This window comes from Phyllobacterium sp. SL163 (genome assembly GCF_049896885.1).
In the GTDB taxonomy this organism is placed as follows: domain Bacteria; phylum Pseudomonadota; class Alphaproteobacteria; order Rhizobiales; family Rhizobiaceae; genus Phyllobacterium; species Phyllobacterium calauticae.
Genome location: NZ_JAFCVE010000005.1, coordinates 351702 through 377274 on the forward strand (window position 1 = coordinate 351702; position 25573 = coordinate 377274).

The following is a 25573-nucleotide window of genomic DNA, read 5'->3' on the forward strand; positions in this document are numbered from 1 at the left end:
TTATCCATTCCGTGGATCGAGAATATCGCGCAGACCATCGCCCAAAAGATTGAAGGCGAGACTAGCAAGAAGAATTGCGCAGCCCGGCACCGCGGCAAGCCACCACGAGGTCATCATGAATTCACGGCCGCTGGAAAGCATCGCGCCCCATTCAGGGCTTGGCGGCTGTGCGCCCAGGCCCAGAAAACCAAGGCCCGCAGCTGTCAGAATGATCGACGACATATTGAGCGTGATACGAATGACGACCGAGGGGATACACATCGGCACGACATGTTTTGCAATCACACGCATCGTGGATGCGCCCTGCAGGCGGATCGCGGCGACATAGTCGGAGGAGCGGATGGTCAGGGTTTCCGCACGGGCAAGACGGGCGATCGGCGGCCAGGCGGCAAGCGAAATCGCGATGACTGCGTTTTCAATGCCGGGCCCAAGCGCAGCGGCAAAAGACAGGGCGAGAACGAGACTGGGAAAGGCGAGGAAAATATCGACAATACGCATCAAAGCCGTATCGACCCAGCCGCCGATGTAGCCGGCAGTGGTGCCAACGATCAACCCAATCGGTGCGGCGATAATCGCGGTTAGCGTGACAATATACAGCGTGATGCGCGAGCCAAAGACAAGACGGCTGAAAATATCGCGCCCCAGTTCATCGGTCCCGAAATAATGCGCCCATGACGGCCTTTGCAGCCGGTTCGCCAGATCATTGGTTCCGATATCATGGGTGGCGATATAGGGCGCAAACAACGCCACAAGAACCAGCAGCACAATCACAAAGAGGCCAAAAACGGCTGAGGTATTGGAGAGAAGCTTCAACCAGGAGCGTCGCAGCTGCTGTGCATTGGCTTGCAATGCAGAGGTCGGCACGGGCGCGGTCAGCCATTCACCCAGAGAACTGAACGAGCGCGCCGGATTTGTCGTGAGTTCATTGCTCATCTATGGCTCCTATCGGGTTCGAGGATCGAAAATGCGATAGAGGAGATCGCTGATCAGATTGATGCCGACGAACAGGATGCCGACGATCAATGTGCATCCAACGACGGCGTTCATGTCACCGGCCAGAAGCGCATTGGTGAGATAACGGCCAAACCCCGGCCAAGCGAACACGGTTTCCGTCAGGACAGCCCCCTCCAGCAGAAACGCATAGGAGAGCGCAACAACCGTAACCACTTGAACAGCGACATTGCGGAAAGCGTGCCCCCAGACAGTGCGTGCCCAGGAAAGCCCTTTGACACGGGCGGTGATGATATATTCCTGATTGAGTTGCTCGATCATGAAGCCGCGCGTCATGCGGCTGATATAGGCCATAGAGCCGAATGCAAGGATCAGGGCGGGCATGATGACGTGACTGATGGCATTGCCAAAAGCATCCCATTGCCCCTGCATTGCGCTGTCAATGAGCAGGAAGCCCGTCGTCGGCTCGACCGTATATTCATAGAGAAAGTCAATGCGGCCCGGTCCGCCGATCCATCCCAGCGTGGCATAGAAGATCAGGAGCGCCATAAGGCCAAGCCAGAAATTCGGAGTGGAATAACCAAGCAGACTGATCATGCGCACGGCATGATCCAGCGGTGAATTGCGGTACATGGCCGAAAACACGCCAAGCGGAATGCCGAAGCCCGTCCCGATGATGATGGCGACCGTGGCCAGTTCAATGGTCGCCGGAAAGACGCGGCCAATATCCTCCAGCACAGGGCGTCCCGACGTCAGCGCATTGCCGAAGTCGAACATCGCCGCATTCTTGAGATAGAGGCCATATTGAACAATCAGTGGCTGGTCGAGACCAAGCTTGCGATACATCATGTCGTAAGCCTCCTGGGAGATATTATCGCCCAGCATGGCAACGACCGGATCAAGCGGCAAAAGACGGCTGATGAAAAATGTCAGCGTGACCAAGCCCAGAAGTGTAACAGCCACGGAAAAGATCAGGCGCGCGGAGGCAGCGAGAAAGAGAAGCACAGGACCGAACTCCTCGTCGCCTTCCAGGTCTTCCAGAATGTCGTGCGTTGTCATCGGCTTTGATCCTGAACAAGATGAATAAGGATGCGAAATCCACCGCCACATCCGGTAATGTGCGCTCCCGCTTTGAGGCAGTTGCAGACATCACCTGATCGACGTGGGGCCGCCGGTCCGGGAGTGGACCGGCAGGAGATTGAAACGCGTTATTTCGCAGCCAGATCGTAATAGACGCGGAATCCGTTCCAGCTCCAGTTCTTCATGGCCTTGCTGACGCCGGCAACGTTGTAGATCTGGAAGATGAAGGCGTGCGGACCTTTCTCCATCATCTGCTTTTGCAGATCGACATACTTCTGCTTGCGCGTGGATTCATCTTTTTCAAACAGGGCGTCATCTACCTGTTTGTTGACGCCCTCGTCAAAATAGCTGGCGCGCCAGCTCGGATACATGGTCTGCTTGGCCTCGGCACGGTTGTCTGGATTGAAAATCTGGCGTGAGGCGTTGCCATGCGCATCCGGCACTGTTGTCTGCCAGCCCATCAAAGACGTCTGAAATTCACGGCCACGGATACGGCTGAACAATTGCGCATTCGCCATGCGCTCGATCTTGATCTTCACACCCGCCTTGGCAGCAGCATCCTGAATGCTTTGTGCAATCGGAGCCGCATAAGGTGCAGTGCTGATGAACATCGTTGTTTCAAAGCCATTGGGATAGCCAGCTTCTTTCAGAAGCTCCCTGGCCTTTTCCACATCAAGCTTGAACGGCTGACCATCTCTTTCATCGAGCGCACCAAACGCGCCGAGTTGAACGAAGCTTGCGCGCGGAACACCCACATTATGGACGACCGTTTTGCCAAGACCTTCATAATCTATGAGATAGCGCATCGCCAGACGCACTTTCTCATTGGCGAAAACCGGATCGGCATTGTTGAAATTCCAGTAGAACAGCGACGGCTTCAAAGCACGCGAGGCTGTTGCCTTGTTCTGGGTTTCAAGATCGCGCAAATCTTCCGGCGTCAGATCGCGGGCAATGTCGATATCGCCCTTTTCCAGCAGCAGGCGCTGCGTTCCAGCTTCTGAGACGTGGCGGATCAACACCTGCTTCAGCTTCGGCGCTTCGCCCCAATAATTGGCGTTGGCCTGAAGAATGACAACTTCCGCAGGATTCCAGCGCATGAGCTTGTAAGGTCCGACACAATCCGAACGTGTGGCAAGATATTTATTGCCCATATCGCCATCAACCTGATTTGCCATCAGCACTTTCTGATTGAGAAGTGCGGCAACGCGATTGGCGGCAATGGCAGCCAGAATGAGATTGGCCGGATAGGGCTTATCAAGCCTGAACACCAGCGTCTTGTCGTCCGGGGCAGTGATGCTCTGGTCCGCATTGTCCTTGGTGAAACCGTATTCGGTCAGCGTCGCGGCGTTGCCAAAGCCAAGCTTCACAACACGGCGCAACGACCACGCCATGTCACCTGCGGTTGCCTTTTCACCGGACGGAAACGCCAGGTCGTCACGCATGTGGAAAGTGATCTGCAGTCCATCCTGGGAAACATCCCAGCTCTTTGCCAGCTTGGGCACAAGCTTCGTTTCATCGGCAGGATCGAAATCGACGAGCGGATCGCAGATATTCTGGATGATCTCGTTGGTGGCCGCTTCACCGATTTGCGCCGGATCAAACGTGCTGATGGCATCGATATTCCAGGCCATTGCCAGCGTATTGGGTGGCGATGCCGCTTCTGCCGTAAAACTGATACCTGCAAGGCCCGCAACAAGGATAAGCGCTGTGCTGCGGCGCAAAATGGTTCTGGTTTTCAAATCGCTCATGTTCGTCCCCTTTTATGATTTTCATGTAGCTTGGAGGGCACCGCATCCGCACAGACGCAGTGCCAGACCGGATTACTCCGCTGGGCGCGGCTGGAGTGGCGGGTTCACCTCCGGTGGAATTGGGCAGGTATAGGGTGTTTTCGCGATACGTGCCTGATGATCAGCCTTGGCGTCTTTCAACAGGGCTTCGTTTCGCAAAACATCCAAAGCTGTTCCAGCCATGATCTTGGCTGCGTAGACCATTCCCTTATGCGCGGCAGGCATTTTGCCCTGCGCCGTGATCTGCCAGGAGTGACCCGGCGAACCGATGGCATGGGTGGCCACACGCGCCTGGACGGTTGGCACCGCCCAGCTGACATCGCCCAGATCGGTAGAGCCGATCATCGGCACACCTTTCTGTTCGCGCGGCAGCACATAATCGCAAAGCGGCGCATTGTCCGCGAGCGGCTGGCCAACACGCTGATAGTCGGTTTCGATGTCTTCCCGCGACAGCGTAGCCTGGATTTTTGCGGCGAACTCCCGGTCCGCATCATCAAACGGCACACCGCCCAGCCGGTCCATGTTGGACTGCATGATGGTTTCAAGCGGTGTATTGCCCAGCAGATTCGACACCGCACTCATGATCGAAATATCGACAGTGGTTTCGGTCATCATGGCCGCGCCCTGCGCGACCTTCTTCACCCGTTCATTGAGCGCAAACATGCCCGGCAAATCGGTGGCACGGATCGCATAGCGGATCTTGGTTTTGGCCTGCACGACGTTGGGAGCGATGCCGCCGGCATTGAGATAGGCGTAGTGCATCCGGCAATCGGCAGGCACATGCTCTCGCAGGTAGTTGACGCCGACATTCATCAGCTCCACCGCATCGAGGGCAGAACGCCCCAGATGCGGTGCGGCGGCGGCGTGAGAGGCCCGGCCGGTAAACTCAAAATCCATGCGCGTATTGGCAAGCGATTGCGCGTCGTCCACTTGCGTGAACGATGCCGGATGCCACGAAATGGCAATGTCCACATCGTCAAAAGCGCCTGCGCGCACCATGAACGCCTTGGCGGCGCCCCCTTCCTCCGCTGGACAGCCATAATAGCGCACGCGACCTCGTGCCCCTGTTGTCGCCAGCCAATCCTTGACGGCAGTCGCTGCAAGAAGTGCGGCAGAACCAAGCATATTATGACCGCAGCCATGACCATGCCCAGTGCCTGGGATCGGGCGCGGCTCGGCAATGCCAGCCTCCTGGCTGAGGCCTGGCAGCGCATCATATTCGCCCAAGATGGCGATGACCGGCCCGCCCTCGCCCGCTTCGCCCATCACTGCCGTCGGAATACCGGCAACGCATTCGGTAACGTTGAATCCTTGCGCGCGCAGCATGGATGTATGTTCGGCGCAGGACTTGTACTCCGTATAGGCTATCTCGGGCATTGCCCAAACACGGTCACTCAGAGCCTCAAAAGCGCTCCTCTTCGAGTCGACCAGATCCCATATCACATCACCATTTTTCATGGTGCTACTCCCAGATTGTTCAATTTAAAGATTTTCGGCGATGAAGCGGGCCAGAGCACCAAAGACACGACGACGGTTTTCGATACGGGCAAAGCCATGCCCTTCATGCGGAACGCGCAGATATTCCACCGGCTTGCCGAGGCCGCGCAGGCAGGAATAAACCATCTCGCTCTCGCACGGCGTTACTCGCGGATCTTCCATGCCATGAGCGATCATCAACGGCGCATTGATGGCATCAATCCGATTGATGGGCGAATAACGCTCCAGCGCGCCGCGCATGGTTTCCACATCACCATATTCGGCAGCACGCAATTGCTTGCGCCACGGGCCAGTGGTCTGCAACAGGGTCAAAAAGTTGGCGATTCCGTAATATTCTACGCCCAGGCGCCACAGATCCGGATATTCGGTCATGGCCGACAGCACCATAAACCCCCCGTAGGAACGGCCGAATACCCCGATGCGGCTTTCATCCACGTCCTGCCTTGCACCCACGGCGATACGTACGGCCTTGAGATCCGCAACGCTATCCATCCGCAACTCCCGGTCATCGAGATGCTGGTAGCGACGGCCATAGCCGGTGCTTCCACGAACATTCGGCGCCACGACCATGATTCCCTTGGCCAGCATATATTGAATGTCGGCGCGAAAATCCGGTTTCCACTGTGCCTCGGGTCCGCCATGGACGATGATCATGACAGGATAGCCATTTGGTTTTGCCGGGACTTTCGGCCGATAGACGAAATAAGGAATGTCGAGCCCATCGAAGCCCGCAACGCTGGTCACGGTCGGCTCGATAAAGTCCGGCAATCCGGCAGCGGCTTTGGACGCATCCGTCAGCCGCGCGAACTTACCCGTCTCAGCATCGCAGCACCATATATCACCTGACGTGGCCGCACCCTCGATTGGCATGACGAGCGCCGTGCCATCGGGTGTCCAAGCAACGGAACCAATCACGCAAGGCATGGGTGTTGCGAACTGCTTCAGGGTGTTTCCGGCGCGGTCAATGATGACCAGATCATTCCAACCCTGGCGATTTACCACGAGCGCGATCCTGGCTTGATCGGGCGCTATCGCCAATGCCTCGATATCCTGCTCCGCAAAGGCTGCAAGTTCCAAGAGGGTATCAGCCTCGTACAGCTTTACGATTAGCGAGAGATATTCTCTCTCCTGATCGGAGATCATCAGGATACCGGAATTATCCTTGAAGAATTTGGGCGCGAGGTAACGCGCTCGCCCCACATGGGGCAAGATATTTTCATAGGCGCCGGTGGCAAGATCCAGTCTGCAGAAATCTTGATCCATCATCGCTCTTTGGCAGTCATTGACGAGCAGGAACGTCCCGTCCGGAGAAAAGGCAAAGGGCGTTCGCCAACCCTGGCCTTGATGGACGCATTTCACCTGGCCCGTCGCGATCGTCATCACGTAGAGATCCATATGCGCGCGGTCGCGATAATTGGCCGAATAAGCAATCTGCAAACCGTCGGGCGACCAGCATCCCCAGCCATGAACAACGGTCGTGTCGGTCGTCAGGAGGCGTGGCTCTTCCTTGGCATTTTCGATCAGCCAGAGCTGATGACGCTCGTCCCCTCCCCAATCCGTTGTGATCAACAGGTCGTGGCTCTTTGGGTTGAAGGCAAGATTACCAACCGGTTCTGAAAGAGTGGTCAACTGACGGGCTGGCCCGCCCGCCAGTGGACGCACCCAGACCTGCAGCGTACCGCTTTCGTCGCTCAAATAAGCCAGCAGCTCGCCATCGGGCGAAACGGCGGGTTTTACCGCTTTGCTGATATCAATGTAGTGTGACATCGAAAGCGCGGGGTCAGTTTGCAGTGCGTCGAGCGTCGTCATATCTGTCTTTCGTCTATGGGATTAACCAGCGGCGGCGGCCGGCGCGGCAACCTTGATCGCAGTTGCCAACCGGCGGGAGGCTGCCTTGAGTTCTTTCGCCATGGGCCCAACCGTCGATTGATGATTGGAAAGGGTAACAATCGTGAAGGCGGCTTCCGGCCAGGCATTCCTGAGCTTCCACGCCGTCGCCATTGGCGTCACGGTATCGTACCGCGCTTGCACGATTTCTGCTGGCAGATGACGGATGAGATCGATGTTTTCCAGCAGATGGCCATCCGGCAAAAACGCCTGATTCACGCAATAATGGGTGAAAATCCGCGAAACAGCCAAGGCCGCATCCGGATGCAACAGCTGCCTTACATGATCAAGGCTTGGTTCGAATGTCTGCGTGCGAGCTGAGAAACCACGCAGGGCCTTCGCGGCAGCGAGTTCAACAGCCTGCTCACCACAGGTCAGACGCGCATAATAGGCTTTCAGAAGATCGCCGCGTTCCTCGACAGGTATGAATTCAGCGAATTCTTGCCAATGATCGGGAAAAATAGCCCGGCAGCCGTGAAACCACCAGTCGATGTCATCCTGGTCCGCCAGGAAAATGCCATGCAGCCGAAATCCAAGGCATCGACGTGGAAAAGCAATGCCATAGGCGAGCGCCAGACACGATCCCCAGGAACCGCCGGCAACCAGCCAGCACTCGATGCCAAGAAACTCGCGAATCTGTTCCATGTCGGCAATCAGGTGCTGTGTGGTATTTTCGACTAGCTCCGCGAGGGGCGTCGAGCGCCCCGCGCCGCGCTGATCGAAGGTGACGACGCGATAGGCAGCAAGATCGAAACTTGCAATCTGCTTTGCAGACACGCCAGCGCCAGGGCCCCCATGCAGAAAGACCGCCGGAATACCCTCGGGATTACCATATTCTAAAACGGAAAGTTCATGCGTCGCGCTGACAACCAGACGAAATTCCCTGTTCGGCAGGATTTCCGTATCCATCCGTCCCCCTCAAACACCATCATGTCCCTTTGCCGCGATTTTTTGTTTTTCCGCGGTCGCAAATTTTATAGTCGGTAAATTTGAGAGTTGGCCAATGCAATTTCAGACTGCTTATTCCAAAATGGAATAAAGTTGCGGGCTCGGCGCGCATCGCTATCGTCTTCAGTGCGTTGAAACGGACTCCCGAAAGTCGGCCAGGTCGCGGTTGAACCGCTGCGCGTCCTCCAGGAATGGCGCGTGTCCGGAATCGGCATAGATCTGCGAGCGAATTGCCGGATTGAGTGCCCTCGCCCGCTCAAGGCTCGCGCGCGCCATGACCAGTGCATCCTTTTCGCCGTAAAGCATCAGCATGGAAACCTTGACCTTGGGCAGCCCTTCCGCCGCAAAGACCGTCATGGAAGGTACCGTTCGGGTCATGATCCACGATGCCATAGCCGCATTGGACAACAGCCGTTCGAACGTTGCCTGATCCGGTTGCGTCGCAAAACACAGCGCCAGAAAGTCGCGCATTGCATCGAGGTGAACCTTCAGGTCATCCGAAGCAAGGCCCGCATAGACTTCGGGATGCGGCCTTAAAAGCGCGGCTTTCAGTTCGATGACACCACCCACATAAACCAGGCCTCCGATCTCGTCATCGCCGTAAGCTGCAACATAGTTGGAAACGACTACTCCGCCCAGCGACCAGCCGACAAGAACCGGATTTTCGGCCTTCGTCGCCTCAAGCACGGCGCGCAGATCATCAGCCCAGCGGCGTCCGTCGCCATAGGCCTGCGCATCCTGCGGTTTCCCCGAAAGTCCATGGCCGCGAAGATCGAACGTGATCAGCCGGTAACGCAAAAGGTCGGGGCTGTTCAGCTGGTTCTCCCAGTCGAGATGGCTCCCGAGCAATCCGTGAATGAAGACAATGGGCCGTCCGGCAGGATTGCCCGCTTCCTGGACCGCAATGTCGACACCGTCCGGCGACTTCACAACGTAGTCCTTCTGTTCCGCCATCACGGCCGAGGACATAATTATCATCAGGACCAACCATAGCGCGCACATCATCGAAACGAGGCTGGTTCGCCTCGACCCGCGGGCATCCAGCTCGATCGGCGGCTTGTTTTCCTGCATCGCCAATATCCGATTATTCACAATGTCCATCCTTATGTTTAGTGATCACTACAGGATAAGCACTTGCTTTTTGCTGTCAAGTTGTCTTTAGTGATCGCTATGGATAAGCTCGTGAAGAAACGGCGGAGCGGGCCGCGGACCTTCGACAGGGACCAGGCGGTCGATATCGCCATGCGCCTGTTCTGGCGCCATGGTTATGAGGGTGTCTCGTTGAACGATCTGACGGCAGCGATAGGCATCGCGCCGCCGAGCCTCTATGCGGCGTTCGGCAGTAAGGCTGGTCTCTACCGTGAGGCGCTCGATCGATATTCCGGCATGCCAAAGGCACTGAACACTCTCAGTCAAATGACCAATCTACGCGACGTCGTTGAAACCCTCCTCAATAGTGCCATCGATGCCATCACGGAGCCTGGCGAGGAACGTGGCTGCATGATTTCGAGTGGCATGATCCAGTGCGGCGAAGACCACGCCGACCTTGCCCGCGAACTGGCGGAGCGCCGAGGTTTGATGCGCGACACCATTGCTCACAAACTCAAACCGTGGCTGGATCGGGATCGTGCCGCGTCCCTCTCCCGCTACCTCGTCACCATCCTGCAGGGCCTTTCCGTCCAGGCACGCGACGGCGCCTCCCGCGAAGACCTTAGGCAGATCGCTGGTGAGGTTGTGGCCGGCATCAGGGCTCGGAACCTCTCGGACTGCAAAAAAGGACACCGTAGGGGTGTGGCATAGATTGGAGTTGTTCAACTGATGAAGCTGGTGCGAGGAAGATTTGCGTCAGATATGGACGTAGATATCGTCGCCCTCGAGGGAGACAGGAAAGCTCCTTGCCCGGACACTGCGGTCGACCAGGAACTCTCCGGTCCGGATGTCGAATTCCCAGCCATGCCATGCGCATCGGACCAACTCCCCCGCACGCTCATATATGAATTCCGTCTTGTCTGTTTGCCTGGTTGTCCCACATAAGGGGCCCTCGCAGAGCGCCGCCCCCTTATGCGGGCAGACATTGAGAAGGGCGTGAAACCCGTCATTCAGCTTAAAGAGACCGAGGGAGAGCTTGCAGACCGTCACAATCTTGGCAGCGTCAGACGGAACTTCCGATGCCTTGCAGGCAAAATGTTTTGATGCCATCGCTTCTCTCCTTACTCGGCGGCCATCGCCGCAGGACGCGGTATGCGCTTGTAGACCTCGAGTGCGTTGAGACCGAGCACCTTCTCACGCCAGGCGGGCGGTATGTGGAGTTTGGTCACATCGTCATAGTCCCAATGCGGATAATCGGATGCGAAGAGCAATGTGTTCTCGCCATCCATAGCCTCCAGTGTCGCCCAGAGGTGCTGGATGTTCTGCGGCTGTTCAAGCGGCTGCGTGGACATGCGGATGTTCGACTTGAAGTATTCAGATGGTAGGCGCTTCAGCCAGGGGGTCTCCTTGCGCAGTGCCCGATAGTTGGAGTCCAGCCGCCACAACACGGAAGGAACCCAGGCAACACCACACTCGATGATCACGACCTTGAGCTCCGGCCACTTCTCGAACACGCCCTGCGCGATCAGCGAGGCCATATGGGTCATTGCCGACTGTGGCAGGATCGCGTGTGTTTCCCAGAAAAAAGTCGAAGGCCCAGCCCCAATAGGATTCGCATTCACACCACCTTGTCCGCCAAGATGCATCGCGAACGGCAATCCCATTTCTGCGCATGCTTCGAAGATCGGATGATAAAAGGGATCGCCATAAGGCCGCTGGGCACCGTGGCTTACCAGAACCTGGACAATACGGGGATGCGAACCGATCCGGCGGATTTCCTCGGCCGCAAGCTTGGGGTCTTGCGGCGCGACCACCATCGATCCCCAGAACCGAATATCCTTCGGAAGCCAATAGTCGATCATATGGTCGTTGTAGGCCTTGCAGAGTGCATTTGCATAATAGGGATTGGCAAGCGTGGAAGCCTCAATCGGTTCGTCGCCCGTCAGGATCGCGATGTCGATATCGTATTTGTCGAGGTGCTTTTCCTTCATGATGAGATAGTTGTCGTCTTCCTCGACGGGGTTTACGTCGTGACGGGCGAAGCCCTCGGGGTGAAACCATGGTCGATGGCCGTGGGGAAACGCACCACGTGGCCCAGTCTTCTCGCCTCGGACGAACATGTCCTTGAACAACCCCTCCATGTAGGGCTCAAGCACTGTGGCGCTGCACCAGTAATTGTGACAGTCGGTATCAACGATGAACATCAGGGTCTCCTAGGCTTCGCGGGAGGCCTATCTGCCGGCTTCTCCCTCCGTCTCCACCCTATTGACCAAAGATCAATCGGCAAATATCAGTCAATTTCGATTATCGATCTGTTTTAGCGATAGGAAAAATGAATATCCCCCTTCTGATCACCTTCCTCGACGTGATGGAAACTGGAAATTTCAAGCGGACTGCCGAGCGCTTGAATATTATGCAATCGACCGTCAGTGCCCGCATTCGTCAGTTGGAGGAGACATTGGGGACGCGGCTCTTCGAACGAGGTCGTGGCGGCGCGGAACCGACCCCCGCAGGACGCCGTTTCGAGGGACATTGCCGGGCGTTCCTCACGCTCTGGGGCCATGCCCGGCGGGACGTGGCGAGCGGTGCCGCCGCCCGGAAACGTCATCTCCACATCTCCTGCCAGTACAGTTTGGTCAGAGCGTATCTGATAGGTTGGATCGACAGGCTAAGGAACGAAGACGACGATCTCGACTTGCATGTCGAGATCAATTTCTCGTCACAGATTCAACGCGACATTCTTGCGGGCGAGACGGACGTCGGCATCATGTTCGCACCGCAATTGACGCCGGATGTTCAGGTCGCCGATCTTGGAGCGACTGAATTCGTAATGGTCTCGACCGATCACGACACCCTGGGAGATGTCAACTTCAGTCGCTACATTAAGGTGGCTTACACAAGCGCGTTCGAACGGGCTCTGGACGAACTGCTTCCCGAATTCGCGTTTCCGAGCATGGTGATCGGGAGTGACGACCTTGCGATCGAGCTCTTGGGTCGGTACGGAGGCACGCTCTATCTACCAAGGTTTGCATTTGCGGGCGCACAGTCCAAACTTTCGACAATACGGATTGTCCAGGATGCGCCGACGATCCTGCAACCTGTCTTCTCAGCGGTCCACATGCGGCGAAGGCGGGACCCTGTTGTGGTTTGGGCGCTCAAGCTTCTAAAGGAGGTCATCGATCACCGATGATCGGAATTATCGATTGAAAACGGATTTTTACTAGGTGAATTCGGATCGCCAAACTTGATATCAATGTCGCACCTGTTTGGAGGTGCGCGATGTTCATGAACCCACCCTTTCGTTATTCCCTATCCGCTGCCAACCAGCAGCCATGCTACCGTGGTGGCCCCGCGACACTCGTGTGCAAGGCCGTGGTGAAGGAGACGCACAACAGCAAGACCTTCGTATTCGAGGATAGCCAGAGCCGCTGCTTTGATTTCAAGCCGGGTCAGTATGTCACCTTCAAGTTCGAAATCGATGGGAAGCTCTGCCCACGCGCCTACTCGATTTGTTCGACCCCGACCCGCCCACACAATATTCAGATCACGGTCAAACGCGTGCCAGGCGGCCTGGTGTCGAACTGGTTGAATGACAACATGCACCCTGGAATGGGGGTGGAAATCGCAGATATCGGCGGCCGTTTCAACTATCTTGATATTCCATCGCACAAACCGCTCTTTCTATCCGGCGGTTCGGGCGTTACGCCCGTCATCTCGATGCTGCAATACATAACCGATGTCGTTGATCAGACCGATGTCGTGTTCGTCTATTTCTCGCGAACGCCGAAAGATATCATCTTTCGGGACCAATTGGAGTTCATCGCCAAGCGGTTCCCGAGCGTCAAAGTGCATCTGGTCGTGGGCGACGACAGCGAGGAGGAAAGTTTTGGTGGCCACAAGGGCCAGATGGGAGCGGCATTGATGCGGTCACTCGTGCCCGATCTTGCGGAGCGGGAAATATTCATGTGCGGTCCAGAGGGCTTCATGAAGGCCGCCCGAGCGATGGCCCGCGAAACAGCCATCGCGGCTCAGTACGAAGAAAGCTTCGGCGAGAAAATCATTATCGAAGAAGCGGATGGTCTCGGCGGTGAAGTCTATTTCTCACTGTCGGGGAAACATGGCACATGCGCGGCCGGCGAGACCTTGCTTGAAGCGGCGTTGAACACAGGCGTCTGGATCGACAGTTCCTGTCAGCAAGGCGTCTGCGGAAACTGTAAGGTCAAGATGACCCAGGGAGCGGTCGAAATGGACGATCTGGGCGGATTATCCGACGACGAAAAAGCCGAGGGTTACGTCTTGGCCTGCTGCAGCAGGCCGCGAGGAGCGGTAACCCTGGCAGCTTGAGGACTCACGGTTTCAATGACCGTCGCAGGTTTGGCGTTATCAGCTTGCCGTCAGTGCTGCATGATTTGAAGGTCACTTTCTTTGGATCTTTGCAGGACGCCGTGATCACGCATGAAAAAGGGGTGTTTCCCGATTTCCACGCTGTTGCTGAGCCGGCTTTTGAAGAAGCCAAGCGATCTCGTCACGTAAACATGGCGTCAGTATTGCCGGTAGCGGCTACGCACGCAAAGCGGCAGCCGGGCTGGAACGCAAAGCGGCAAACGCGGGAACAATGGAAACAACCGCCGCAACAGCGAGAAAACCGATCACCAGCCACAGATCGTCCGGCGCGAAATCAACCGGCAGCCGGACGGCCGTCGATGCGGTCAGCCACGCCGAGATCGCCGATGCCGCGGCGTAGCCGAGGGCTATTCCCGATACGATGCCGGCGACGAACAGCAGGAAAAGCTCTCCCCACACGAGCGCGATGATCGAGCGAACCGGAGTGCCGAGCGCACGCAAGGCGCCGATCTGCCGCCACCTTGATCCGACATGCATGACCGTCACCAGCACGATGGCGGCAATGACGATCGCCTGCGTGCCCAGAGCAATTGCCAGAAGCAGGCTGCGGGCGTCCCCCAAGGTCGCGTAGAGCCGCGTCAGCACTTCCGCCGGGAAGACGCCGAGCGTCGCGCCTGTGCGGTATTCCTGCCGCAGGCGGTAAGCGTCGGCAACCGTCTTCGGCTTGACGAGAATGGCGGGAACGCCAGGGGATTGCGCATCGAAACGCTCGTCCAGGGGCGCATCCGCATCGACATGGCCATGCTCGTGCTCATGGCTGTGATCTTTCGGCCCGGGACCGTGCAACTCGGTTTCCCCGCTTTCACCGTCATGATGTTCCTCACCATGCATGCCGTGAAGCTGCCATACGGCCCGGATCGGCACCAGGATGGCGCGGTCCCAAGCGGTTCCCGTCGGCGCCATGCGGCCAGTCACCTTGTAGACAATCGCCGTATGGGTTTCACCGCCCGTTTCCGCTGTGCCGTGCATCGGCTTGATCAGCGCGCCCGGCGACAGCGCCACGTCGGAGCCAACCACCGCCTCGCCGAGGCGCGCGAAATGTGCCCCTTGCGCAAGGTTCGGGGACAGCGCCGAAATCAGGCGGGTCGTGGTGCCGACGATCGGAAACCCGTCAGCCGAATCGCCAAAGCCGACAGGCGCCGCCAGTTCGACGCGCGGATCGTTGGCGAGGCGGCCGAGAACGGCGCCCTCCATCAGCGGCAGCGGCGCCGGCTGCAGGAATACGGCCGAAAGCGCAAGCTGGGTTTCGCTGCCGGCTGCTCCGACCAGCAGATCGAATTTCTCGGCCGCACGCGCACTGCCGAGCCGGACAGCCCGCTCCTGCAGCGTCACGGTCACGCTTAAGGCGACGGACAATGCAATGAGCACCACAACGGCCAGCGCGCCGCTCCAGAATCGCCGCAGGTCGGCAAAAATGAACTTCATCATTGCGCGGCACTCTCTTCATTGTCCTCTTCGACACGCCCGCTCGCCAGGCAGATGCGGCGGCCAAGACGCTCCGCAAGAAACGCATCATGCGTGACCACCACCAGTGTCGTGCCCTGCTCTGCGGAAAGCCGCAGCAGAAGCTCGGCAACCTCGTTGCCCGCATGGCGGTCAAGACTGGCCGTCGGCTCGTCAGCGACGATGACGCCGGGACGCTGCAACAACGCGCGGGCGACGGCGACACGCTGCATCTCACCACGCGACAATGTCTCGACCCTCTGACTGACACGGTCGATCCCGGTGGCTGAAAGCAGCGCCAGCGCACGCTCCCGCTCCTCGACGGTCAACCGACGCGCAAGCCTGACCGGGAGCACCACGTTATCGAAGGCGGAAAGCCCGGGGAAAAGATGGAAATCCTGCATGACAAGGCCGATGTTGCGTGCGCGAAAAGCATCGCGCCGGCCGGAGGAAAGACGGGTGATGTCCATGCCGTTCCAAGAAATTTTGCCGTGCGTGACGTTTTCCAGGCCGGTGATCGCGTTGACGAATGTGCTTTTTCCCGAGCCGGAAGCACCCGTGATCGCCAGCTGGCCACCGGCCGGCAGATGAAATCGCTCGATGGCAAGGACCGGCGCAGCCAGGCCCGGAAAATGCATTTGGAGATCGGAAACGTCGAGTGCGAGCATGGTGTCAGACGGTCCTGAAGGCCGCGTTCCGAAGACGCAACTGGCTGATGAAGCCGGTTTCCGGATCGGTCCAGGAACCGAACTCCAGCACCCCACGCGCGATGATCGGCGCATTGAACTGCACGAAGGTCTGCTTGGCCGAGAGATAGACGACCATGATATTGTCCGGCCAGTCGGCGTCTGAGGAACAGAACGGGCAGAGCGACATCGGGATTTCCGTCAGGACGAAAAATGCCGCCTCCGCCTTGAGGGGCGGCGCCATGAAGCCGCTGATGGCAATCTCCTGGCCGCTCAGTTGCTTCACCTTGTCGGAAAATTCGAGACCGAGCGGACCAAAGCTTTTGTAGAGCTCGCCGAACCCCAGTTTCTCGGCTGCGCTTGCGCTTGCGGCAATGCCTATGAAAGGCAAGACCGCAGCGGCCGTGAGCAGCGCCCGACGACCAATAGCAAAGGTCTTCTTCTCCGTCATCGCAATCTCCTTAAGCGGGAAGACAGGCGGCTTTCGGCCGCCTGTCCTGTTGGTCCGCCGGACAGATTTACATCTTTGACGCACCGAGCGCGAAAGCGTCAGCCAGGACGCGGTAGACGTCGCTCTGTTCCATGTAACCACGGAAGCCTTCCGCACCCGGGCCAACGGCCTGAAGCACGACATCGTCCACCGCGTGAACACCGCTATCCTCATCGCGCGGGATGTTGCCCTGGACAAAGACGGCACCCGGCACGTCCTTGTAAGCTTCGTTGGCGACGTATTCCTTCTTCTCGTTCTGGATCGCCGGAACGAAAGGACCATCGAGCTTCGGACGGAAGGTCTCGTAATGGTCAGGGCCGTTGTTGGCTGCGATGAACAGACGACGGGAAACATCGACGCGGTCCGGATAGCCGTCGCCGTCCTTGTCTTCGTAGTTCGGGAAGCCTGCCGCGGCGTAGGTGCCGACCTTGTCGCGCATTTCCGTGCCCGGCTTATCGTCATCGACGGTGCCAATGATCGAAACGCCATGCGTATGGTCACCGGTGACGACGATCAGCGTATCCGGATTCTTCGTCTGGAATTCGCGTGCAGCCGCGATGGCTTTGTCGAATTCGATCGTATCGACCAAAGCGCGATCCCAATCGAGCGGATGGCTCATCTTGTCGATGGACGCAGCCTCCACCATCAGGAAGAAGCCATCCGGATTCTTCGACAGCCTGTCGAGCGCCACCTTGGTCATATCGACCAGGCCCGGCTGGTTGGGAAACTTGTCGACGGTTCCCTTTTTGAGGAATTCGCGATCGAGCGTGACGTCGAGGTTGCCGGTGTGGAAGAGGCCGAGCAGCTTGCCCTGGTTCGAGCCGGACGCGGCGGCCAGTTCATTCTTGTCGGTGGCGAGGGCGTAACCGGCCTCCTTGAAGAGCGCGATATAGTCCTTGTCATCCTTGCGCTTCGAACCGGGCACGTCCTTGGCCAGGAAGTAGGCCGAGCCACCACCGAGCAGCACGTCCGGCTTGACGTTGTACATCATGCCGACGATGTCAGCCTTGTCGGCGCGCTTGCGCGTATGCGAAACGAGCGCGGCAGGTGTCGCGTCCTGGACTTCGGATGTCGTCACGATGCCGAGCGACTTCTTGCCGGTGCGGCGCAGAGCCTCACCGATCGTTTCGACCTTGGGGTCGTCCTGGCTGGCTGGCGTGCGGTCAGCATAGACGCCAAGCGCATTTACCGCGGACTTGTGGCCGGTCATATAAGCCGACATGGTGTTGGCGCTATCAGTGGCGATGGCCGAGGTCGAGGAGGTGCCGATAAAGGCGACGGGCGGGATGTCGTCCATGGCAAGGCGGCCATTGGCCTTCCCCTCGGTCATACCCTTGGACATGAGGCGGGCACCGGTGCGATGCGCAACGGAAAGGCCATCACCCAAAAGGAAAATGATGTTCTTGGCCTTGGGCGTGTCTGATGTTGTGTATACATCCCAGCCGACCGATTTCTTCTCGTCGCCAGCCGACACCTCGACCTTGTACTGGCCGGGCTTCGCAAGCTTGATGTCGCGCAGGATGAGCGCGGATCCAAGCACCTTGTCTTCGGCGCCCTTCTCCTCGGCGACGAATTGGGCGGCCTTGCCGAAAACGGCGTCGTAGCTCTCACCGTTGATCGTGACTTTCACGTCTTCCGGCTTCACGACCTTGCTGAATTCAACCTTGAAATCGAATGGCGAGCCTGCGAGGACTGTGGCCCGGTCCAGCGGATAGATCGTTGTCGCTTGGGCCGCTCCGGACAAGAGTGCCACCGACGACGCCGCAAGGAAAAGTTTACGCATTTCATACCCCCAACTTGGTTAGCTTCCCCCCTCCTTTATAAATCCCGGATGACAGCCGGATGAAATCGCGCCAGTTTTTACAACCCGTAAGTTCACAGGATGCAACGATCACAGCAGCTTTATTGCAGAACTTGCCGTGGGGCATTGTCATGTCTGAAGCCCAATGATCGGAAGCCAGCTGCATAAAATCGCTGGTGATCGGAAAACGATCGTTTGTTGTTCCTGCCAAAAGGCTTATCCGCAAATTGGATAAGTTCCTTACCCGCCGGCGAACGGGTTTTTCACGCATCTTATTGCGGAAACCGCAAGATAATATGATTGAATATATCATGTTTATTGGCTAAAGCGGTGTACAGTTCCACGCAGTCAGGAAAGATGCCATCATGTTTGGTAAGGGCCTCAAGTCTCTTTGTGCAATCGGTTTGCTCGGCCTTCTAACCGCAGCATCGGCGTCGGCCGACAATGCAAAAACATTGTCAATTGTCGATGATCGTGGAACCACCATTGAAGTTCCCGCTAATCCCAAGCGTATCGCCTCCATTTCCTACTTTGCTACCGACGTGGCATTTGCGCTTGGCGTCAAACCGGTCGCAACGACCTATATGGCAGCCGGCCGCGAGCCCGATTTTCTCCTCGGCCTGACAAAGCAGATCAAACAGATCGGCCAGCGCGCCAAACCCAATCTGGAACTGCTGTCGGAAACAAAGCCTGACATCATCATTGCCATGCGCCGCTACACGATTGGCAATGCCGAGCAATTGCAGAAGATCGCACCCTACGTGGCCTATAATATGGAGCTTTTGAGCGAAAGCGATCGCGAGATTTCCCAGCTTGCACAGGTGCTGGGCAAGCCGGAACGCGGTACGGAACTCAATGCCGCTTTCCGGCAGCACCTTGCCGAGTACAGCACCAAAGCGCCGAAGGACGTGCATCCGCGCTTTCAGATCATGTGGGCCGGAGATACGCCATGGTCCTTCCACACCGAGAATACAACGGCCTCGATCGTTGCCGCGCTTGGCGGCGACAACATTGCCGGACCAATGCGCCAAGGCGGACCGTTCGGTGTGGAGTTGAGCCTTGAGACCATGCTTGAAAAAGACCCGGAGGTCATTTTCGTCTATGATTCCGGTCCGGATCGTCCCCACGAGAACAATCCGATCTGGCAGCAGCTTTCGGCGGTCAAAAATGGCCGCGTTTTCTATGTCGGTGATCATTGGGTTGAAGCCAATGGTCCGATAGCCCGCGAAATCGTTTTGCGTGAAGCAGCACATTATCTGTATCCGGAGACCTTTCCAAAGGTGGATGTCAAAGCCGAGGCGGCAAAATTGATCCCTGCCGATATCCAGTAGCGATATCTCCTTGGCACGGCGGCAAGCAGCAGGCATGGGACGGTCATTGGTCATGACCACACTCATCGTGGCGGCAACCCTTTTGGTGATTGTTGCCGGCCTGCTCGTCGGGGCCAAACCGCTTGGATTGTCCAAACTATGGCCGGTGCTCCTGTCGCCGGATGGAAAGATCGATTCCATTCTTGTCTGGTCGCTGCGCCTGCCCCGCAGCCTTGCTGCCGTGGTTGCCGGTGCCGGCCTCGCCGTCTCGGGGTATCTCCTGCAGGCGCTGACCCGCAATCCGCTCGCTGGTCCCGATATTACCGGCGTTGCGTCGGGCGCGGTGGCACCCATCGTCTTCTGTTTCGTATTCCTGCCATGGATTTCGTCGGTGTATTATCCCTTTGTCGGACTGGCGGGCGGTTTGGCCGCCGCTTCCGTCACCCTTTGGGTATCGCGCGGCGGCGAGGGGCGACCACTGCATCTTGCACTCGGTGGCATCAGCATCTCCCTCTTCCTGGGCGCGGCAACGACCTATGTGCTCCTCTTGAGCGGACCGCAAGCGCCATCCCTGCTCTTCTGGCTGTCCGGTGGTTTTCAAGGCAGATCGTGGCCGCACCTTCTATACATGACACCGTGGGTGCTCGGCGGCCTGGCCGGCGCCTTTGCGTGCCACCGCATCATCGGCATGCTTGCTCTGAGTGAACATGCATCCATTGGCATGGGACTGAACATGCGTTTCTGGAAACCGGTCCTGCTGCTGTTCGCCGTGCTTCCCGTTGCAGGTGTCGCGCCGGTCGCCGGGCCGGTTGCCTTTGTCGGCCTTGTCTCGCCGCACATCGCCCGGCTGCTCAAACCGCATAACATCGGCTGGTCCATTGCGCTGACGGCGGCCATCGGTGCGTTGATGGTCGTGACTGCCGACGTCATCGCACGCAGCGTCGCTTTACCGCGCGAGCTGCCGGTGGGTATTATCACAGCGCTGCTCGGCGGCCCCTTCTTTATCTATCTGGTCCAGACACGCCGCTTTTCGCTGAAAGGCGGACAGTGACGATGACCGTGTCCGTTCCCGTTCACCGCCGTTCCCTGTTTGGACCAGTATTGGCTCTCCTGGCCATGATGGTGCTCGTCCTTATCGCCGCGGTGTTTCTGGGCGTTGCCGACATTCCGGCGAAAGATGTAGCGGCCGTCCTGACCGGACATGGCTCCGATGAAGCCAGATCGATCATTCTGGATATCCGGCTGCCGCGCATTGTCACCGGTATGCTGGCCGGGATTCATTTTGCGTTGGCTGGCCTCCTGCTGCAGACCATCACCCGCAATCCGCTCGCCGATCCGTCCATCATGGGGATTTCACAAGGCGCGACCCTGGCCGTCACCGTCTTCCTTGTCTTCACCGTTTACATCTCTGAGCCGGGCTCCAACACGCTCGCCGAGCTGCCCCTTGCATGGCTTCCCGCCATCGGCACACTGGGCGGCATGGCAGCGGGCGGCCTTATCTACGTCCTCGCCTTCCGGCTTGATCTGGGGCCGCTCCGGATTACTCTTTGCGGCATTGCAATCGGTGCCGTGTTGCATGCCGCCGCGATTGGGTTGATTGCCGGCTGGGGCTCGGCGCGCATTGAAATCCTGCTGGAATGGCTGTCCGGCAGCCTTTATGCGCGCAGCTGGACCCACGCCCTGTTGCTTGTGCCTTTCACAATCGCCGGGCTTGCAGCGCTCCCGGCCCTGCGGCGTTCCATAGACCTGCTGCGGTTCGACCCAGCAGTCGCGCGCTCCTTCGGCCTCTCCTATCGCAAACAGTTTTCAATCGTCCTGCTGTTGTCGTGCGCACTTGCGGCAAGTGCGGTCGGTGCCGTTGGCCCCATCATCTTTGTCGGTCTTGTCGTTCCCCATCTCGCCCGTTTTCTGGCGGGCCGTCATTTTGCCCTTGTGCTGCCGCTGACCATTGCCCTTGGCGCATTCGTCGTCACGCTGGGCGATCTCCTCGGCCGGCTGCTCGGGCAGGCCGAGGAGATTCCGATCGGGGTGATCACGGCCCTGTTCGGTGTGCCTGTGTTGATCGCACTCCTGCGCAAAATACCTTGAGGACCATAATGCCCCTTTCCTGCTCGCAACTGTCGGTTTTCTATGGTCGCCGCAAGGCATTGAATAGCTTCAACCTTGATCTGAAGCCCGGAGAGATTCGGGCCCTCATCGGCCCCAACGGCTCCGGCAAAAGTACCGCGCTTCAATCCATTGCCGGCTTGATCACGCCCCACGAGGGGCAGGTGGAAATCAACGGCAAGCCCGCCAGGGAAATGTCACGGCGCACCTTGGCCAAACAGCTAGCATTCTTGCCACAGCAGCCGTCAGCTCCGGACGAGATGACCGTCGAACAGCTTGTGCGGCAGGGCCGCTATCCCCATGTCGGTCTGTTTCGCAGCTACAGCAGTCACGATGAACGGGCGATAGAATGGGCATTGGAAAGCACAGGGCTGGCCAATCTGGCGGACCGGAGCCTGCATGAATTGTCCGGGGGCGAGCGGCAGCGCGCCTGGATATCGGCGGCGCTTGCCCAGGAGGCCCAAATCCTGCTGCTGGACGAGCCTACATCCTTCCTCGATATCGGCTTTCAGGTGGAAGTGCTCAATCTGGTGCACCGCCTCAGCCGCGAAAGAGGCGTAACAATCATCATGGCCATTCACGATATCAACCAGGCGATCTCGATCAGCGACCGCATTTCCCTATTGGAAAAGGGCCAGTTGCTCTTCGACGGCGAACCGGACGCGCTCGCCGGGAGCGGACTGATCGAGAAGGTATTTCGTGTGCAGGGCAATTTTGTCCGCATCGCGCCCGGCAGCCGCCCTCATTTCGATATCGAGCTCATCCGGTCCGAAATTATGGTTTCACCAGCCGGAAAATGATCTTGGTCTGCGTGTAATAGGTAAGCGCATCGGCAAAATCCGGCATCCAGCCATCGGCGACAAAGGGAATGAAGCCGTCAAACTCGAGTTTACGCGCCGATACCTCGAACCCGGCACCCTCAAATACCCTGGCATAGTCGGTAATGGAGCGATCCTGCACGACCGTGTTGGTCTTCTCCGCAACAAGGTCGCGCCATTTCGGCCACAACGGGTTATCCGTATGGCAACCGGTGACCGCGTAGTAAACGCCCCCGGGCTTCAGACTTCGCCATATATCGCGCGCATGCGCTTCGATGTCGGCAACGAGATAGATCACCTCATGGCTGATCGCCAGATCGAACTCGCCATCCCAGCCCTCAACATGGGCCGCGGTCTGGTACTGAACGGGCAGATTACCCTTGAGGTCATTGGCCCTTGCAATTGATTGCTCGGCAATATCAACCCCGAGGGCCTTGCGAAACGGCCGGATTGCGTAGAGGTGGCGCAGCAGTCCACCTTGATTGCAGCCGAAATCCAGCACTGCCTTTCCGGAAAGATCCCGTTCCGGCAAAAGACCGATCAAATGCCGCCAGATCGGCGCATGCCCGTCGGCCATGGCATCCTCGGCGTCAGGATCGATGTACCAAGTGCTGATTTTTGGTGTGCTGCTGTGCATAGGAATCTCCGGTCATGTGTTGATGCACTTTTACACATTCCCGGAGGAGCACAACAGGAACTGCGGCAACATTGTTGCCTGCCAGACGGATAAATGTTGCGGGCATCTGATCATTCACTCCGCTTCCCGGCCCCGGCTGTAGTCTTCAGACGAAACCTTCTCCATCCAGGTTACGGTGTTGCCATCGAGTGCCTCCGATACCGCGAAATGCACCATTGGTTGGTCAACTGCCGCGCCGTGCCAATGTTTCACCATCGGCGGAATCCAGACAACGTCGCCCGACTCCATGATCTGGACCGCACCGCCTTCTTTCTGAACCCAGCCCTTCCCCGAAACAACGAAGAGTGTCTGGCCGAGGGGGTGCATATGCCAGGCCGTATGGGCACCCGGTTCGAATGATACGGTAGCCCCGCCTATGCGGGCAGCGCCGTCGCCCTTGTAGGCAGATGACACCTGGACCTTGCCGGTAAAGCATTCCTCGGGGCCGCTCACAGGTTGGCTGTCGCGCTTGATTACTTTGATATCGGCACCGGCCGGTGTTTGCGCGGTGGCGCCCTCCCTGCTTGCCAAAACCGTTTTGAGAACTGGCACCGCAGATATGGCACGCGGCCAACCGGCATAGAATCCCGCATGGGTAATGGCTTCGGCCGCCTCTTCCCGTGTCAGTCCGTTATCCAAGGCGCGGTTAAGATGGAATGCCAGTTGGTCAGGCTGTCCCATCGCTATCAGCGCTGTCATCGTAACCAGGCTTCGGTCGTGGGCCGACAGATCCGGGCGCTGCCACAGATCGCCGAACAGTGCCCGGTTGGTGAGGTCGGCAAGGGCGGGCGCGGTCGGCGCCACGTTGGCAGCCACGGACGCGCTGCGGGCAGCTTCTGCCGTAGCATCCAACTGGATAAGTGCATCGTCGCTATCCCTGACGGGCGCGATCTTCAGTTCGTCAAAGACCTTCTTGATCTCTGTCACAGCCGACATCGCATTGGGCCAGCCGGAATAGAATGCCAGGTGCGTGACCACTTCGCCCACTTCGCGGGCCTCCACGCCGTTTTCCAGCGCCCGCTTCACATGGTTGGCCAGGACGTGCCCCTTCCCGGTCGAGATCAAAACAGAAATAGTGACCAGGCTGCGATCGCGCGGACTCAGATCCCTGCGTTTCCACACTTCACCGAACAGAACATCATCGGTGAAATGGCCAAGCCCGGGCGCAACGTCGTAGACAGACGGCGGAGCCACGCGGGGGTTCTGCTGCGCTTCAGCACCCGTGGCTGCGAATGCCGACATGGCAAGACTTGTGGTGATGGCTTTCACGATGCTTCTCCTTGTTGGTAGATCCGGCGGCTTCTGGAATCGCCGATGGCCTGGGTTCTACGTGGGCATGGCGCGGGACGCCGCCGGCCATTGAGGCAAATTTACTCCTAGCCGATTAGCTCGACTAGATGCTAAGAACCAATTGGACTTATATTGGGGATTCATGAATGAAGCGAGATGAACTGGGTGACCTCGTTGCTTTTCTAACCGTCGCGGAAGAACGCAGCTTCACGCGGGCGGCCGCGCTGTTGGGTACCTCGCAATCGTCCCTCAGCCACTCGGTGCGTCGCCTCGAGGACCGCATGGGCGTTCGGCTGCTGACACGCACCACGCGCACCGTCGTCCCGACCGAGGCCGGAGAACAGCTTGCCGAAACGCTCAGGCCCGCATTCAACGATATCCGCGCGCGTATGGACGCACTTGGCGCCATGCGGCACGCGCCGGGCGGCACGATACGCATCACTGCCATCCGCCATGCTGCGGTGTCCATTCTCATGCCCGCCGTAACGCGTCTGATGCAGTCCTATCCCGATATTAACGTCGAGATCTCGGTAGAGAACCGGCTGGTTGATCTAGTTAATGAGCGTTTCGACGCAGGGGTCCGGCTCGGAGAACATATCGAAAAGGACATGATCGCGCTGAAAATCGGGCCGGAAATGCGCATGCTTGTTGTCGGCTCTCCAGATTATTTTGAACGGCACCCGAAACCACTCACCCCGCATGACCTGACGAAACACCGCTGCATCAATCTGAGACTGACCACCGTCGGCGGTCTCTATGCCTGGGAGTTTGAAAAAGACGGCAAACCGCTCAATGTCCGTGTCGACGGCCAGTTCGTCTGCAATGACGTCCCGATCATCATCGACGGGGCACTGGCAGGATTAGGCCTGGCATGCCTGCCAGACGATTACCTGCTCCCGCTGATCGGCGAGGGCAAGCTGGTTCCGGTGCTTGAAGACTGGTCACCGCCCTTCCCCGGATATCATATCTACTACCCCAGCAGGCGCCTTGCTTCACCCGCATTCTCGCTGCTGATCGATGCCCTGCGCTATCGCGGTTAATTCCATCACCTTTAGTTCATACCAGCGTGAACAGACGCCCATAGAACCGCGCTGAGCTTTTATCTATCTGTAAAAGCTCACTAATTCTGCGCCCGCGGATCATTCGTGATCTAGAAGTATAAACCCTATCATATTCATCTCACTAATCGCTCAGTCCGTCTCAGCCTACACTTCAGGGTGTGGGCCGGTCCTGTCTCCCAAGGGCAGAAATTCCGTTGACGTCGCCGGTGCGGAGCCGTTGATCGCGGCGTTCAACGCGATGGTGCCCGG

Annotated in this window: 23 protein-coding genes; 8 read left to right on the forward strand and 15 right to left on the reverse strand. The window is 58.1% G+C overall.

All coding sequences use genetic code 11. The features are described from left to right. The 7 genes from ACP7B1_RS13870 to ACP7B1_RS13900 all read right to left on the reverse strand — a co-directional run bounded on the left by ACP7B1_RS13870 (position 1) and on the right by ACP7B1_RS13900 (position 9128). Positions 1-933, reverse strand: coding sequence for an ABC transporter permease (locus ACP7B1_RS13870; RefSeq protein WP_426136996.1), 933 nt, complete (start codon positions 931-933; stop codon positions 1-3). Between the two features lie 9 nt (positions 934-942). After that, entirely contained in the window at positions 943-2010 is a 1068-nt protein-coding gene (locus ACP7B1_RS13875) for an ABC transporter permease (protein WP_426136997.1), read from the reverse strand. A 149-nt stretch (positions 2011-2159) separates the two neighbouring features. Further along, positions 2160-3779 carry an ABC transporter substrate-binding protein gene (locus ACP7B1_RS13880; RefSeq protein ID WP_426136998.1) on the reverse strand — a complete coding sequence of 540 codons (1620 nt, stop codon included), beginning with the start codon at positions 3777-3779 and terminating at the stop codon, positions 2160-2162. A gap of 72 nt (positions 3780-3851) precedes the next feature. Next, positions 3852-5276, reverse strand: coding sequence for a M20 family metallopeptidase (locus ACP7B1_RS13885; RefSeq protein ID WP_403183438.1), 1425 nt, complete (start codon positions 5274-5276; stop codon positions 3852-3854). Positions 5277-5300: 24 nt separating this feature from the next. Continuing rightward, a complete protein-coding gene (locus tag ACP7B1_RS13890) occupies positions 5301-7124 on the reverse strand; it encodes a S9 family peptidase (protein ID WP_426136999.1) in 1824 nt (607 codons plus the stop codon). A gap of 21 nt (positions 7125-7145) precedes the next feature. Next, positions 7146-8111: a prolyl aminopeptidase gene (gene pip / locus ACP7B1_RS13895; protein WP_426137000.1), complete on the reverse strand. Its 966-nt coding sequence runs from the start codon at positions 8109-8111 to the stop codon at positions 7146-7148. Positions 8112-8273: 162 nt separating this feature from the next. Next, positions 8274-9128 carry an alpha/beta fold hydrolase gene (locus tag ACP7B1_RS13900; RefSeq protein WP_426137001.1) on the reverse strand — a complete coding sequence of 285 codons (855 nt, stop codon included), beginning with the start codon at positions 9126-9128 and terminating at the stop codon, positions 8274-8276. Positions 9129-9284: 156 nt separating this feature from the next. Here ACP7B1_RS13900 and ACP7B1_RS13905 point away from each other — a divergent pair, with 156 nt between their 5' ends. Beyond that, positions 9285-9950, forward strand: coding sequence for a TetR/AcrR family transcriptional regulator (locus ACP7B1_RS13905; RefSeq protein ID WP_426137002.1), 666 nt, complete (start codon positions 9285-9287; stop codon positions 9948-9950). Between the two features lie 45 nt (positions 9951-9995). Here the strand turns inward: ACP7B1_RS13905 and ACP7B1_RS13910 are convergent, their stop codons facing one another. Together ACP7B1_RS13910 and ACP7B1_RS13915 are read right to left on the reverse strand one after the other, a co-directional pair. Continuing rightward, a complete protein-coding gene (locus ACP7B1_RS13910; RefSeq protein ID WP_426137003.1) occupies positions 9996-10349 on the reverse strand; it encodes a Rieske (2Fe-2S) protein in 354 nt (117 codons plus the stop codon). A gap of 11 nt (positions 10350-10360) precedes the next feature. Beyond that, positions 10361-11443 (reverse strand): amidohydrolase family protein, encoded by a 1083-nt coding sequence (locus ACP7B1_RS13915; RefSeq protein ID WP_426137004.1) that lies wholly within the window; start codon positions 11441-11443, stop codon positions 10361-10363. A 128-nt stretch (positions 11444-11571) separates the two neighbouring features. On the opposite strand from ACP7B1_RS13915, the gene ACP7B1_RS13920 reads away from it, so the two are divergent. Both ACP7B1_RS13920 and ACP7B1_RS13925 read left to right on the forward strand, forming a co-directional pair. Further along, positions 11572-12429, forward strand: coding sequence for a LysR family transcriptional regulator (locus tag ACP7B1_RS13920; RefSeq protein WP_426137005.1), 858 nt, complete (start codon positions 11572-11574; stop codon positions 12427-12429). Between the two features lie 89 nt (positions 12430-12518). Next, entirely contained in the window at positions 12519-13583 is a 1065-nt protein-coding gene (locus tag ACP7B1_RS13925; protein WP_426137006.1) for a 2Fe-2S iron-sulfur cluster-binding protein, read from the forward strand. A gap of 216 nt (positions 13584-13799) precedes the next feature. Here ACP7B1_RS13925 and ACP7B1_RS13930 read toward each other — a convergent pair whose 3' ends face one another. The 4 genes from ACP7B1_RS13930 to ACP7B1_RS13945 all read right to left on the reverse strand — a co-directional run bounded on the left by ACP7B1_RS13930 (position 13800) and on the right by ACP7B1_RS13945 (position 18045). Continuing rightward, complete coding sequence (locus ACP7B1_RS13930; RefSeq protein WP_426137007.1) at positions 13800-15071, reverse strand: ABC transporter permease; 1272 nt, start codon at positions 15069-15071, stop codon at positions 13800-13802. Then, a complete protein-coding gene (locus ACP7B1_RS13935) occupies positions 15068-15754 on the reverse strand; it encodes an ABC transporter ATP-binding protein (RefSeq protein WP_426137008.1) in 687 nt (228 codons plus the stop codon). The genes ACP7B1_RS13930 and ACP7B1_RS13935 overlap by 4 nt, the downstream gene beginning before the upstream one ends. 4 nt (positions 15755-15758) lie before the next feature. Further along, complete coding sequence (locus ACP7B1_RS13940; RefSeq protein ID WP_426137009.1) at positions 15759-16223, reverse strand: hypothetical protein; 465 nt, start codon at positions 16221-16223, stop codon at positions 15759-15761. A 67-nt stretch (positions 16224-16290) separates the two neighbouring features. After that, a complete protein-coding gene (locus ACP7B1_RS13945) occupies positions 16291-18045 on the reverse strand; it encodes an alkaline phosphatase (RefSeq protein WP_426137010.1) in 1755 nt (584 codons plus the stop codon). A gap of 383 nt (positions 18046-18428) precedes the next feature. On the opposite strand from ACP7B1_RS13945, the gene ACP7B1_RS13950 reads away from it, so the two are divergent. From ACP7B1_RS13950 to ACP7B1_RS13965, 4 genes are all read left to right on the forward strand, one after another. Further along, on the forward strand, positions 18429-19394 hold the full coding sequence (locus tag ACP7B1_RS13950; protein WP_426137011.1) for an ABC transporter substrate-binding protein: 966 nt from the start codon (positions 18429-18431) through the stop codon (positions 19392-19394). Between the two features lie 52 nt (positions 19395-19446). Then, positions 19447-20424, forward strand: a complete 978-nt coding sequence (locus ACP7B1_RS13955; protein WP_426137012.1) for a FecCD family ABC transporter permease — start codon at positions 19447-19449, stop codon at positions 20422-20424. A gap of 65 nt (positions 20425-20489) precedes the next feature. Then, positions 20490-21461 carry a FecCD family ABC transporter permease gene (locus ACP7B1_RS13960; RefSeq protein ID WP_426137043.1) on the forward strand — a complete coding sequence of 324 codons (972 nt, stop codon included), beginning with the start codon at positions 20490-20492 and terminating at the stop codon, positions 21459-21461. 8 nt (positions 21462-21469) lie between these two features. Beyond that, on the forward strand, positions 21470-22279 hold the full coding sequence (locus ACP7B1_RS13965) for an ABC transporter ATP-binding protein (RefSeq protein ID WP_403183485.1): 810 nt from the start codon (positions 21470-21472) through the stop codon (positions 22277-22279). On the opposite strand, the gene ACP7B1_RS13970 is transcribed toward ACP7B1_RS13965, so the two are convergent. Then, positions 22254-22934 (reverse strand): class I SAM-dependent methyltransferase, encoded by a 681-nt coding sequence (locus ACP7B1_RS13970; RefSeq protein WP_426137013.1) that lies wholly within the window; start codon positions 22932-22934, stop codon positions 22254-22256. The two genes, ACP7B1_RS13965 and ACP7B1_RS13970, sit on opposite strands and share 26 nt — an antisense overlap. Before the next feature lie 114 nt (positions 22935-23048). Then, positions 23049-24242 (reverse strand): (R)-mandelonitrile lyase, encoded by a 1194-nt coding sequence (locus ACP7B1_RS13975; RefSeq protein ID WP_426137014.1) that lies wholly within the window; start codon positions 24240-24242, stop codon positions 23049-23051. 167 nt (positions 24243-24409) lie between these two features. Between ACP7B1_RS13975 and ACP7B1_RS13980 the strand changes: the two genes are divergently transcribed. Continuing rightward, positions 24410-25303, forward strand: coding sequence for a LysR family transcriptional regulator (locus tag ACP7B1_RS13980; RefSeq protein ID WP_403183494.1), 894 nt, complete (start codon positions 24410-24412; stop codon positions 25301-25303). The last annotated feature ends 270 nt before the right edge of the window (positions 25304-25573 follow it).